This window comes from Herbaspirillum lusitanum (assembly GCF_046025995.1).
In the GTDB taxonomy this organism is placed as follows: domain Bacteria; phylum Pseudomonadota; class Gammaproteobacteria; order Burkholderiales; family Burkholderiaceae_D; genus Herbaspirillum; species Herbaspirillum lusitanum_A.
Genome location: NZ_JAQQFM010000011.1, coordinates 82,370 through 94,989 on the forward strand (window position 1 = coordinate 82,370; position 12,620 = coordinate 94,989).

The window sequence follows — 12,620 nt, forward strand, 5'->3', positions numbered from 1 at the left end:
ATCGTCATCCTCCGTAGAGCGTGTTATGTACTTTTTCAGCCCCCGCGCAGCCCCGGCAACGGGCCGGATGCAAGACGCGACGACGCGACGTGGCGGTGCCACGGCAAGAAGGAGTAACGCAGCAGGCGGCCCGTTGCCGGGACTGCCCAAAGGGTTCGAGTGAGAACGGCGCATTGCGGCGTTGCGACGCTTGCGCAGGGCACCGCCCTGTGCTGCGCGGCGCGCCTTGCACTGCATCCCCTCTCATTCGAACGCGGGGGCTGAAATAGTGCATAACACGCTCCCGGATTAGGCCAGCTTGCCTGTGTACTTCTCGAGCAGGGCCCAAGGCTCATCGCCGAACTTCTTGTGCCATTCGGCGTAGAAGCCGGCGCTGCGCAGCTTGGCGCGGAAGGAATCGTTGTCGGTTTCATTGAAGGCCAGACCCTTGCCCTTCATTTCGCCGACCAGCGAGTCATTCAATGCCTTGACGTCGACGCGCTGCTTGAGGCCGGCTTCGTTGACGTTGCGGGTGATGATGTCCTGCAGATCCTTGGGCAGCTTTTCGAAGGCCTTCTTGTTGCCCAGGAACCAGAAACCATCCCACATGTGGTTGGTGATGGAGCAGAACTTCTGCACTTCATACAACTTGGCAGTGGAGATGATCGCCATCGGGTTTTCCTGGCCTTCGACGATCTTGGTCTGCAGCGCGGAATACACTTCAGCGAAGTTGATGGAGGTCGGTGCGGCTTCCACGGCACGGAACATCGAGGTCCACAGCGGGCTTGGCGGCACGCGCAGCTTCATGCCCTTGAGGTCGTCGGCAGTCTTGATCGGCTTGCTGCTGTTGGTGATCTGGCGGTAGCCGTTGTCCCAGATCTTTTCGAATGCGAACAGGGTCGACTTGGCGTCGATCTGCTTGCGCACGTGCGCACCCAGTTCGCCGTCCATGGCCGGCCATACCTGGCTGTAGTCCTTGAATGCGAAACCGATACCGCTGATCTGCGCAGCAGGCACCAGCGTGCCCAGAATCAGCGGCGACAGTGTGAAGAAATCGATGGCGCCGGAACGCACCTGCGACAGCATGTCGGTGTCGGTGCCGAGCTGGCTGTTCGGGTAGATCTGCAGATCGATGCGGCCCTTGGATTCGGCGGCGATCTTGGCGGCCATTTCCTTCGCGCGCGTGTTCATCGGATGCGTGACCGGCAGATTGTTGGCGTACTTCAGCGTGAACTCTGCAGCGGCATTGGCGTGCAGCGAAGTCATGCCGGTCGCTGCTGCCACGGAAGTCACTGCAGTGGCTTTCAGAAAATTACGGCGAGTGATGTTACCAGTGGGGTTGCCCATCTGTTTGTCTCCTGATTGTAGTTTTATGTGAAATACGCTGACCACGTTGTGTCAACACTGCTTATGCGTCTTAGAGCAATTTGGATGCCAACCGGCCGACCCTGCGCCGGCCAATGACCGCTTCCTCCCTGTCAACGGCATTGCGGCTACATTCTCGGCCATAAAGACGCTCTTCGACAAGAGCACAAGGCGCTTTATCTCTGGTTTATTTTGATGCGACAGGTGTCGCATTTGTGTCGCATGCAAAGCGACACTGTAGACAGTTGTCGGCCCAGTATTCATGCGGCGTTGCAGCAAATTTACAAGTCTGCGGGACGTGCTATCTTCAGCAGCGGCGATGAGTGTCGGCGCGCATTTCGATGATCAGGGAAACAGCGGCAAAGCTGAAATAAGTGCCCCCCGAAATACAATCGGAAAGCAGTCGGATCGCAGATCACACCAAGCAAAAAAGAGCACGGCTGAAAGATGCGTCGGGCTGAGCCGGAGCGCATCTGCAGCAGCGCCGGAGCAGGCAGACAAGACCGGCGCACGCAGCCGTCAGGAGACAGACCAGAGGCAAACATCAACTGCATGCGAAGCATCACCAGGCCTGCCCGAAGCCAGCAGAACGGGGGCACGCAACTTTCGGATATGAACGTGGCGCGCATCCTCACCGCTGGACAAAGCAACAACAAAAAGTCGCAGGCGGCAGACCATTTTCGCGTGGCATCGATTTTGCATATTGGTGTCATGTAAACCGTAATCACACGTGTTAATAAGGACATAAAATGACCGCCTCTTCATCTTCATCCGCACCTTGCATTACCGGCTGGCACCATTCCCAATTCGGCAAGCTCGACGGCGTCGATCCTGAAGTTCTGATCGGCCAGGTCGCCAAGGCCGCCATCGAACACGCCGGCCTGCAGCCGGAAGACATCAGCTCCATCCACATCGGCACGTTCAACGCCGGTTTCCTGTATCAGGACTTCCCCTCTTCGCTGGTGATCAATACGCTGCCGCAACTGCGCTTCAAGCCGGCCACCCGCATCGAGAATGCCTGCGCCACCGGTTCGGCCGCGATCCACTCCGGTCTGCACGCCATTGAAGCCGGCCACTCCAAGCACGCGCTGGTGATCGGTTTTGAGAAGATGACCGAACTGGCCACGCCGCAGGTCGGCGAGATTCTGCTGAAGGCGTGCTACGCGAAAGAAGAAGCCGGTGTACCGGGCGGCTTCGCTGGTGTGTTCGGTCAGATCGCACAGGCCTACTTCGACCGCTACGGCGATCAGTCGGATGCGCTGGCCGCGATTGCCGCCAAGAATCACAAGAACGGTTTCGTGAATCCTTATGCCCACATGCGCAAGGACTTCGGCTATGACTTCTGCCGCAACGTTTCCGAAAAGAATCCCTTCGTCGCCGGCCCGCTCAAGCGCACCGACTGCTCGCTGGTATCCGACGGCGCCGCTGCGCTGATCCTGAGCGCAGCCGATGTCGCCAGGAGCATGCCGCGCGCAGTGCAGTTCCGCTCGGCGGTGCACACCAGCGACTATCTGCCGCTGAGCCGCCGCGACCCGACCCAGTTCGAAGCCGCCAGCCTGGCATGGAAGCAGGCGCTGGCCGCCGCCGGCATGACGCTCAACGACCTGTCGCTGGTGGAAACCCACGACTGCTTCACCATCGCCGAACTGCTGGAATACGAAGCCATGGGTCTGGCGGAACCCGGCCAGGGCGCACGCGTGATTCTGGAAGGCATCTCGACCAAGCAAGGCCGCTTGCCGGTCAATCCATCCGGCGGCCTGAAATCCAAGGGCCACCCGGTCGGCGCCACCGGCGTTTCCATGCACGTGATGGCGGCGATGCAGGTCAGCCACGACGCCGGCGACATGCAGATTCCGAATGCGCGCTATGCCGGCGTGTTCAACATGGGCGGCGCGGCAGTGGCCAACTATGTGAGCATTCTGGAACGCATTTCCTGATCGCAGGACGCGGTCAGCGAGCCTGAATTTCCGCCGGCATGCGGCTGGAAATTCAGGCAGCAAGCAAACGGCAAGCTGAACACCGGACCACAGGACGTCAGCGGTACCCGCCGGCACTATTTCAAAATCAATTAAAAGCACGAGTGAGACGATGTTAAAAAAAGTGATGAATCTGGGCCGCCTTCTATCCGACGTGGCGCGCCGCATTCCCGATGAGCCTGGCCTGATCCTGAGCAAGGGCGGCGCCGACGGCGACGACAAAATCGTTACCTGGAAGCAGATCAATGATCGCGTCGATGCGCTGGCGCATGCCTTGCAGCAACGCGGCATCAAGAAGGGCGACAAGTTTCTGGTGCACTCGCGCAACAACCAGCAGATCGTTGAAACTGCATGGGCGGCGTTCAAGCTGGGCGTGGTCTGGGTGCCGACCAATTTCCGCATCACGCCGCCGGAAGCAGCCTATCTGGGCCAGTCCAGCGGCGCCAGCGTGATGATGTACGACGCCGGCTTTGCCAACTATGTGGATGCGGTCAAAGCGGCATCGCCGACGCTGGAACATGTGATCGCGCTGCAGGATGCACGTCCGGGCGAACTGAGTTACGACGCACTGGTGGCTGAAGCCGGCCAGCAGGCTTTCGATGAAGTGGAAGTCGATTTCGAAGACCCGCTGTGGTTCTTCTACACCTCCGGCACTACCGGCCATCCCAAGGCCGGCATGTTGTCGCACGGGCAGATGGCGTTTGTGGTGACCAACCACATCGCCGACCTGATGCCGGGCCTGACGCATGCATCGCGCTCGCTGGTGGTGGCGCCGCTGTCGCATGGCGCCGGCATCCATTCCGTGATCAATACCGCGCGCGGTGCGGCCAGCATTCTGTTGTCGGGCGAGCGTCTGGTGACCGAAGAAGCCTGGCAGCTGGTGGAGAAATACCGCGTCGATAACATGTTCACGGTGCCGACCATCGTCAAGATTCTGACCGAAGACGAATCGGTGGACCGCTACGACCACAGCTCGCTGAAGTATGTGATTTACGCCGGCGCGCCCATGTATCGCGCCGATCAGGTGTTCGCCCTGAAGAAACTGGGCAAGGTGCTGGTGCAATACTACGGCCTGGGCGAAGTCACCGGCAACATCACCGTACTGCCGCCCTACATGCACCAGGAAGACGACAAGCATCCCCAGGCGCGCGTCGGCAGCTGCGGCATGCCGCGCACCGGCATGGAAATCGCGATCCTGAATGACGACGGCAAGAAGCTGGCGCCCTTTGAAACCGGCGAAATCTGCGTGCGCGGGCTGGCCGTGTTCATGGGCTATCACAACAATCCGGAAGCCAATGCCAAGGCCTTCAAGCATGACTGGTTCCACACCGGCGACCTCGGCCATGTGGACAAGGAAGGCTTCCTCTACATCACCGGCCGTTCTTCGGACATGTATATCTCCGGCGGCTCCAACGTTTATCCGCGCGAGATCGAAGAGGCGCTGCTGACTCACCCGGCCGTTTCCGAAGTCGCGGTGCTGGGCGTGCCCGATCCCAAGTGGGGCGAAAGCGGCCTGGCCGTGATCGTGCCCAAGGCGGGACAGAGTGTGAGCGCAGAAGCACTGCTCGCGCACCTCGAAGAGCGCATCGGCAAATACAAATGGCCGCGCCGCTTCGTGTTCTGGGAAACCATGCCGAAATCCGGCTATGGCAAGATCGTCAAGAAGCAGATCAAGAGTCTGCTTGAGGAAAAAGGTGAATACCGCTTATGAAGATTTCCAACAAATCCGCTGACGGGGATCCGGGCTTTGTCGAGGTCCGCAAGTTTCTTCACGCCGGCCAGCAGAGCTACCCGCGCATGCTGGACCTGGAAGCCAACCCGGCCGAAGAACTGCGCATCACGCTACAACCCGGCACCAGGGTCGGTGAAGCCTTGCGCGAAGTGCTGGCGCGCTACGGCCAGCGCGGCGGCGTCGGCCGCATGTGCGGCGGCACCGCGCGCAAGCTGCACTATCACCGCATCGAAAACACCAAGGACAAGAATCGTCCTTACGATTACGGTCCGCCGTTTGTCCTGGAGGGCGTCATCACGTTTGTGACCGGCGCCATCACGGTTGGCCAGAATCAGGAAGGAAAAGTATTGTTGCATTGCCATTCCGGTTTCATCGACGGCGATGGCACAATACACGGCGGGCATTTATTGCTCGACACGGTGGAAGTGGGCGACGATCCGCTCATCATCCGCCTTTGCTTGTTTTCACAGGGCGCCTTCGTCGTCAACAGCGATGAAGAAACGCTATTCAGTCTATTGCATCCGACACCCATGGAATCATGATGACGACATCAGTCAATAACACAGAGACAGACAACGATATTCAGGTACAGGAAGGCACTTTAGGAAAGCTCGTGATGGCGCGGCTCAAGCCCAACCAGGACTTGACCGAAAGCGTGGAAGCGCTGTGCCGCCAGCACGGTATGCAGACAGCCATCGTGCGCGGCGCGATCGGCAGTCTGATCGACGGCCACCTGGCCTACGCCACCGCCGACGGCTGGCGCGAGATGGAAGTCAACGGCCCCGGCGTCGAGATCCTCAATGTATTCGGGGAAATCGGCTTCGGCGGTCCTGGGCAGGCGCAGAAAAATCCGCTGCAAGGCGTCATTGCCGACCTCGACGGCAAGATCTACGCCGGCCGCTTCGTGCGCGGCGCCAATCTCTCCTTCATCACCATCGAAATTACCCTGCAGGAATGGATTCCCAGCACGGCGCAGGCTCCCGCCGTACTGGCGCACGCCTGAGCTAAGCAGATCTCGTCAATTGAAACAGCATGCCGGTGCAATGACCACCGGCATGCTGTTTTCGTTTTTGATTGAGTGACGGAGCGGATGTATGGTTGCATCGTTAAATCGTCGTTCAATCGGGCCATTCAGCCCTGCCCGCTGTTCAGACAGCGGCAGCGTCACCCACGTTAATTCCTTTGTTATCGCCGCCCGTCGCCTCTGAAAATCTGCCGAGCGCCTGCGCCAGGGCGGCCGCATCTGCACCGGCGATCAGATGCAGCACGCGCTCGCTGCAGGCCATGCTCGCAGCAATGCCCAGACGCGGACTCCAGCCGCTCACCGCCAGCGCGCTCAAGCCGCCGCTGCCGATCTCCTGTTTCAACTCCAGCCTGACCCGCGTCAGCGCGATATGCCGCACCGAGTGCAGATTGGACTTGCCGCCAACCGCCCGCAGGCAAGCCGCCAGATCACCCGCATCGAAACTGCGTCCATCATGCTTTGGCGCAAGCCGAGCGCTGCCGCCCTGCACCTGATCATCATCCTCGCCGAGCAGATTGCGGATCATGTCCGGGCCTGGCAAAAACATCTGGTCCAGTCGTTGCAGAAAATTGTTCAAGCTCTTCATCTTGCTCTCCGGATCAATACTATTGGGTGGCGATGGCTATACACACAGCGCTTAAACTCATCTCCAAAACGCCGCATATGAAATCTATTTGCTGCGCAGCAAGGCGCGTACATCCGCTACCGTCGCGGCATTCAGCGCCTGTTGCGCCAGCTGGCGGCAGGCGCCGTAACTGAGCGCGCGTATCTGCTTCTTGAGGGAAGGAATCACCGGCACGCTGGCTGACAACTCATCAAGCTCCAGACCGATCAGCAGCGGCAGCGCCTCGACATCGGACGCCAGATTGCCGCACAGGCCGACCCACTTGCCTCTGGCGTGCGCCGCCTGCACCGTCATCGCGATCATGCGCAGCACCGCCGGATGCAAGGCGTCGATCTGCGAACTGAGCTTGGGATTGCCGCGATCCATCGCAAGGACGTATTGCGTCAGGTCGTTGGTGCCGATGGAAAAGAAATCCACTTCTTCGGCGAACTTGTCGGCCAGCAGCACCGCCGACGGCACTTCGATCATGATGCCGATCTTGACCTCCGGCGCCGGGTTGATGGCTCGTCGTTCGGTCTCCAGAATGGCGCGCGCCTGCCGCAATTCTTCCAGCGATGAAATCATCGGAAACATGATGTGCAAAGGCGCATTGCCCTCACCCGCCGCCAGCAGAATCGCCTGCAGCTGGGTCGCCAGCAGTTGCGGCTGATCGAGGCAGAGACGAATGCCGCGCAAACCAAGGAAAGGATTTTCTTCCGCCGGCTGACGCAGATAAGCCAGGGGCTTGTCGCCCCCCACATCGAGCGTGCGGATCACCAGCGGCCGTTGCGGCCCCAGCGCTTTCGCCATGGCTGTGTAAGCCGCGGCCTGCTCATCCAGACTGGGCGCATCGGAGCGATCCAGATACAGGAATTCGGAGCGTAGCAGACCGACGCCGTCGGCGCCGCAGGCGATGCCCTGTTCGGTATCGTCCAGCCCGGCGACGTTGGCGGCGACTTCGATGCGGCGGCCGTCCTGCGTCACCGCCGGCTCGCCGGCTTGCGCCAGTGCGTCGGCCTGCTCCTGCTGCAAGACCTTTTGTCCGGCCTCAATGCGATTGCGCGCGTCAGCATCGGGATCCAGTTGCAACACGCCGCCGTCGGCGTCGATGATGGCGCTGCGTCCGTCTTCCAGCTGAAAGATGCCGGCGTCCATGGCGCAGATCATCGGCAGATTACGCGAGCGCGCCAGGATCGCGGCATGACTGGTGGCGCCGCCTTCGCTCAGGCAACAACCGGCCAGCGCATTCACGTCAAGCATCACCGTCTGCGACGGCGTCAGGTTATCAGTCACCAGAATGCTGCCGGCCGGAATCACCGGGATGGCAAGGCTGCTGCCGCTCAGATGGCGCACCACGCGCTCGGCGATGTCTTCCAGATCGTAGGCGCGGCCGGCCAGCAATTGATTTTCCAGCCGCGCCAGCGCCGCGGCCGTGGCGCGGCAGACATGGTTCCAGGCAAATTCGGCGCTCTTGCCTGCTCCGATCAGACGGCGTGCGGCGTGCAACAGCTCGGGGTCTTCCATCAGCTCGCGATGCGCGGAAAAAATCTCGCTCGCGGTGCCGTCGGCATCGGCCATCTGCCGCAGACGATCACCGGCCTCGCGCAAGGCGATTTCCAGACGGTTCAGTTCGTGCCGGGGATCGCCGCCCTTTTCCACGATGCGCGGCTTGCTGGCGCGGAACTGGAAGATGGCGCCAACCGCCTTGCCCGGCGCAGCCGGCTGGCCGCTCAGTTGGGTACCGTATGCGACCGGCTCTGCAGCCGAGCCGCTCAAAGCGGGCGCTGCCAGCGAAGCAGCAGCGGAACGCGGTGGGTTGCGCGGCGCCTCGATCTTAGGAGGCGGCATACTCAGGTCGTCGCCGCAGCCGTTGCGCAGCAATTCTGCCAAAACATCGACCGCAGCCCGCGCATCGCTGCCGCTGGCAAAGATGCTGACCGCATCGCCATACGCCAGTCCCAGCTGCATGATGGCCGAGGCAGACTTCAGATTGACCGGCTGCCGACCGCCTCCCGCTATTTGCTCCTGCTTGCCCTCGCTGCTTTGCTTCATGCGGATGTCGGAACTGAACTGGCGCGCCCTGGCTGCCAGCACTGCGGAGGGCCGCGCATGCATGCCGGATGGATTGGGTATCACCAGATGGGCGGCGACCAGGTCTGCCCTGTCGGCTTCATTGTTCTGCCCGCCTGCCAGCGCCTGCACCGGCGCTTCCACCGTCAGGATGTGATCGACGCCGGCTTGCACCAGCACCCGGCCGTTTTCGGCAGTCGGGGCAAAACTGATCTGGCGCACCACGGCGTCGCTCATCACAACGATCTGGGTCAGCAGGCTGCGCGCGTTGCAGGCGATGCTGTCGATATCGAAGCGGATCAGTTCATCGCCGGCCTGCACCTTGTCGCCCAGCGCGCGGCAGGCCTCGAAGCCCGCGCCTTTCAGGTTCACGGTGTCGAGCCCGATGTGCACCATCACGTCCAGCTTGTTCTCGGTACGGATGATCACGGCGTGACGTGCAGCATTGAGCTGGACGATGGTGCCGCTGACCGGCGCCAGCATGACGTTGGAAGTCGGGTCGATGGAAATGCCGTCGCCTACCAGCCTCTCGGCAAAGGTGGGGTCGGGCACTTCGTGCAAGGGCACGATCACCCCGGACAAGGGAGCGAAGATGCGGAGGATGTCGCTTTGAATCTGATCTGCCATGATTTTCTCGCTGAGGTATTCATTGCCGGACCTTGAATCCGGCCGCTGGCCGTTGTCGAAGGAGCTTGCTTGCAGCCGCCTTACCACCAGTTTTCGACCTGCACGCCTATGCTGCTGCCTTGCAGGCGATTGCCGAAGGCGCCGTCGGCAGCCAGGGTGGTGGCGGACGCTGCGGCGTTCTGTGCGGCCTTGTTCCAGCGCGCCAGCGTCAGGTACAGACGCACTTCAGGCCGGCTCCAGAAGCTGCGCGCCATGGCCCAGGTCGGCGCGATGGTCAGCTTGCTGAGCGAACGCGTTGGGCCGTTGTCCGGCGTGACGCGGTCATGCCCGATTTCTGTCTGTAACTTGAAGTGGTCGCTGAAGGCATATGACAGGCGCGAACCTGCAGTCCACCAGTTCTGGCCGGCGCCGGGAGCCTGATCCTTTTGATAGCCGAGCAGCGCCTGTCCACCGAAAGCCGGCGTGATTTGCCAGTCGAAGGACTCCAGCGCGCGCCAGCGTTTGACGTCGCGTCCGGCATGCAGATCGCCGGTGGCGCCGAGCCCGATGCCGGGCCCGACGCCATATTGCAGGGCCAGCTTGTTGCTGCCGCCCAGAAACGGCTTCTGCGTGTGCAGCATGCTCAGTGACCAGCCGCTGGTGGCATCGGCCACCTTGCTGCTCTTCTCGACGAAGGAGACGCCGACATCGAGCAGGCCGTCGGTATTGGTGCGAATCTCATTGACCTGGAAGTCGTGGCGGTTGGCGCTGGCTTCCTGATAAATGTTGTCCTTGCGCGAGAACGCGTAGCTCAGTTTGACCTCGCCAAGTTTGACGTCTTCAATACCGGCACCGGTGCCGCTGGGGTTCCAGAAGTAGTAATCGGAGATATGAATATCGTGGCGCTTGTAATAGCGTCGCCCGGCCCACAGGGTGGCGCCGTTGAGCGCGGCGATATTGCTGTACTTCACATACAGCTGCGGCAGACGCACATTGCCGTCCTGCCCGGAAAACACTGGTGCGCGGTTGTAGGCGTTGTACAGGCTGGCCATGCCGACGATGCTCAGGCTGGAACCCGCTTCTCCCTGATAGATGCGTTTTTCAAGTTCCAGCTCGGCGTACTGCTCGCACTCATTGCCGAGACGATATTTGCCCGGTGCGCCCGGCAGTTGAAAGCAGCTCTGCCCGGCGCCGCCATCCAGCCAGCCGAAGCCGGCGCGCGCATAGCCGTTGAAGCTCAGCGAATCCGACAAGTCGAGCGCTGCCGCCGACAGGGGCATCAGCATGCCGCCTGCCATCAGCGACAGCATTGAAAACAGCGGCGAAAGCGACGACCGCGGCAGCATCCGGCGACGACGGAGTTGGTTCGGCACGCTGCCTGCGGCATGACGAGCGGCTTGTTGCGGCTCAGTTGTGTGAGGAGGAATGTTCTGCATATTGTTTCCGATTCTGAAGACGATGTTTCTGATGAGCCGCACCGCAGCTCTGATAAAAAATGCCTGCGCTTTCCGACGTGAATACTGTGCTGCGCTGCGATCAGGTGAAATGCAAGGCCAGCGATTCGTAAGGCCGCAGTAGCACGCGATGGAAGCCGGCGTTCTTTTCACGACCGTGCTCATGCTCGCGATCGAGATAGTTGGCGATGATCAGACGCGCTTCATGAGGGCGTCCTTGCGGCAACAGCTCGTTTGCGCCGTCCGGCAGCAAGAATTCCGACGCCTCGTCGCTCAGGTTGTTCAGCACCAGCAAAGCGGATTCGGCGTCATAGCGCAGGTAGGCCCAGAGTTGCGGATGCGCCGGCAAAAGATCCTGATAGGCGCCGTTGACCAGCAGCGGCAGCGTCTTGCGCAACGCGATCAGCTTGCGATAGTGATGCAGCACCGAATCGGGATCGCGCCGGGCGCTCGCCACGTTCACTTCGCGATAGTCGCGGCAGAGGTCGATCCAGGGCGCATGGGTGGAAAATCCCGCATGCGGACTGCCGTCCCATTGCATGGGCGTGCGACTGTTGTCGCGCGATTTCTGGCTGATCACGGCCAGTGCCTGCGACGGCGCCAGGCCCTCGGCCAGCAAGCGCTGATAGGCGTTGTGGGTTTCGATGTCGCGGTACTGCTCGATGGTTTCGAAATGCGGATTGCCCATGCCGATTTCTTCACCCTGATAAACATAGGGCGTGCCTTGCAGGCAATGCAGCGCGGTCGCCAGCATCTTGGCCGACTCCACCCGATAGCGGCCATCGTCGCCGAAGCGCGAAACGATGCGCGGCTGATCGTGGTTACACCAGAACAGCGCGTTCCAGCCATTGCCGGCATGCATGCCGTTCTGCCACTCGCCCATCACGCGCTTGAGTTCGATGAAATCGGGCGCGGCCTTGACCCACTTCTGCCCGTTCGGATAGTCCACCTTCATATGAAGGAAACTGAAGGCCATCGAAAGTTCCTGGCGTTCCGGATGGGTGTAATCGAGACAGTGCTGCAGCGTGGTCGACGACATCTCGCCTACGCTGATCAGGTCGGTGCCGGCAAATACTTCCTGATAGATCTGCCGCAGATACTCATGCACGCGCGGGCCGTCCGTATAGAAGGCGCGGCCGTCGCTGTCGTCATCGCTCATCAGGGGACACTTTGAAATCAGATTGATGACATCGAAGCGGAAGCCCTTGACGCCGAGATCGCGCCAGAAGCGCACGATCTCCACTACCGCCTTGCGCACGCAAGGATTTTCCCAGTTGAGATCGGCCTGGCCTTTGTCGAACAGGTGCAGGTAATACTGGCCGCTGGCTTCGTCAAGCTCCCACGCGGAACCGCCAAATTTGGATTGCCAGCGATTCGGCTTGTCGCGCCAGATGTAGAAATCGCGATAGCGATTGTCGCGGCTGGCGCGCGCCGCCTGAAACCACGGATGTTCGGTGGAAGTGTGATTGACCACGATATCCATCATGATGCGGATACCGCGCCGGCCGGCCTGCGCCACCAGTTCGCGAAACTCGTCCAGCGTGCCGAAGGCCGGATCGATATCGCAATAATTGCTGACGTCGTAACCGTTGTCGCATTGCGGCGAAGGATAGACCGGGCACAGCCACAGGTAATCCACACCCAGCCATTGCAGATAATCGAGCTTGGCAATGATGCCGGCCAGATCGCCGGTGGCGCGATTGTGCTTGCTGTAAAAGCTCCTCGGATAGATCTGATAGACCACCGAATTTTTCCATTGATGTGTGCCGGACATGCTGTGCCTCCTCGGTTTCCGGAATCAGTACTGCTC

Annotated in this window: 9 protein-coding genes; 4 read left to right on the forward strand and 5 right to left on the reverse strand. The window is 60.8% G+C overall.

Going from position 1 to position 12,620, the window contains the following annotated elements; genetic code table 11:
- Positions 1-288: 288 nt before the first annotated feature.
- The gene (locus tag PQR62_RS22050; protein WP_408160195.1) at positions 289-1,326 is read right to left on the reverse strand and encodes a TRAP transporter substrate-binding protein; all 1,038 of its coding nucleotides are present in this window, start codon (positions 1,324-1,326) and stop codon (positions 289-291) included.
- Positions 1,327-2,093: 767 nt separating this feature from the next.
- Between PQR62_RS22050 and PQR62_RS22055 the strand changes: the two genes are divergently transcribed.
- The 4 genes from PQR62_RS22055 (at position 2,094) to PQR62_RS22070 (ending at position 6,055) form a co-directional block, all read left to right on the forward strand.
- Entirely contained in the window at positions 2,094-3,281 is a 1,188-nt protein-coding gene (locus PQR62_RS22055; protein WP_408160196.1) for an acetyl-CoA acetyltransferase, read from the forward strand.
- Positions 3,282-3,411: 130 nt separating this feature from the next.
- Positions 3,412-5,031, forward strand: coding sequence for an acyl-CoA synthetase (locus PQR62_RS22060; RefSeq protein ID WP_408160269.1), 1,620 nt, complete (start codon positions 3,412-3,414; stop codon positions 5,029-5,031).
- On the forward strand, positions 5,028-5,594 hold the full coding sequence (locus PQR62_RS22065; protein ID WP_408160197.1) for a PCC domain-containing protein: 567 nt from the start codon (positions 5,028-5,030) through the stop codon (positions 5,592-5,594). The genes PQR62_RS22060 and PQR62_RS22065 overlap by 4 nt, the downstream gene beginning before the upstream one ends.
- Complete coding sequence (locus PQR62_RS22070) at positions 5,594-6,055, forward strand: PCC domain-containing protein (RefSeq protein ID WP_494410469.1); 462 nt, start codon at positions 5,594-5,596, stop codon at positions 6,053-6,055. The genes PQR62_RS22065 and PQR62_RS22070 overlap by 1 nt, the downstream gene beginning before the upstream one ends.
- A gap of 145 nt (positions 6,056-6,200) precedes the next feature.
- On the opposite strand, the gene PQR62_RS22075 is transcribed toward PQR62_RS22070, so the two are convergent.
- The 4 genes from PQR62_RS22075 to treC form a co-directional block, all read right to left on the reverse strand.
- Positions 6,201-6,662 carry a hypothetical protein gene (locus tag PQR62_RS22075; RefSeq protein ID WP_408160199.1) on the reverse strand — a complete coding sequence of 154 codons (462 nt, stop codon included), beginning with the start codon at positions 6,660-6,662 and terminating at the stop codon, positions 6,201-6,203.
- 84 nt (positions 6,663-6,746) lie between these two features.
- A complete protein-coding gene (ptsP, locus tag PQR62_RS22080) occupies positions 6,747-9,377 on the reverse strand; it encodes a phosphoenolpyruvate--protein phosphotransferase (protein WP_408160200.1) in 2,631 nt (876 codons plus the stop codon).
- Positions 9,378-9,457: 80 nt separating this feature from the next.
- Positions 9,458-10,729, reverse strand: a complete 1,272-nt coding sequence (locus PQR62_RS22085) for a maltoporin (protein WP_408160201.1) — start codon at positions 10,727-10,729, stop codon at positions 9,458-9,460.
- Between the two features lie 163 nt (positions 10,730-10,892).
- Positions 10,893-12,584 (reverse strand): alpha,alpha-phosphotrehalase, encoded by a 1,692-nt coding sequence (treC, locus tag PQR62_RS22090; protein WP_408160202.1) that lies wholly within the window; start codon positions 12,582-12,584, stop codon positions 10,893-10,895.
- Positions 12,585-12,620: the final 36 nt, after the last annotated feature.

Coding starts and splice junctions, on each gene's coding strand:
- PQR62_RS22050 (WP_408160195.1), bottom strand. CDS start 1,326: ATGGGCAACCCCACTGGTAACATCACTCGCCGTAATTTTCTGAAAGCC.
- PQR62_RS22055 (WP_408160196.1), top strand. CDS start 2,094: ATGACCGCCTCTTCATCTTCATCCGCACCTTGCATTACCGGCTGGCAC.
- PQR62_RS22065 (WP_408160197.1), top strand. CDS start 5,028: ATGAAGATTTCCAACAAATCCGCTGACGGGGATCCGGGCTTTGTCGAG.
- PQR62_RS22070 (WP_494410469.1), top strand. CDS start 5,594: ATGACGACATCAGTCAATAACACAGAGACAGACAACGATATTCAGGTA.
- PQR62_RS22075 (WP_408160199.1), bottom strand. CDS start 6,662: ATGAAGAGCTTGAACAATTTTCTGCAACGACTGGACCAGATGTTTTTG.
- ptsP (WP_408160200.1), bottom strand. CDS start 9,377: ATGGCAGATCAGATTCAAAGCGACATCCTCCGCATCTTCGCTCCCTTG.
- treC (WP_408160202.1), bottom strand. CDS start 12,584: ATGTCCGGCACACATCAATGGAAAAATTCGGTGGTCTATCAGATCTAT.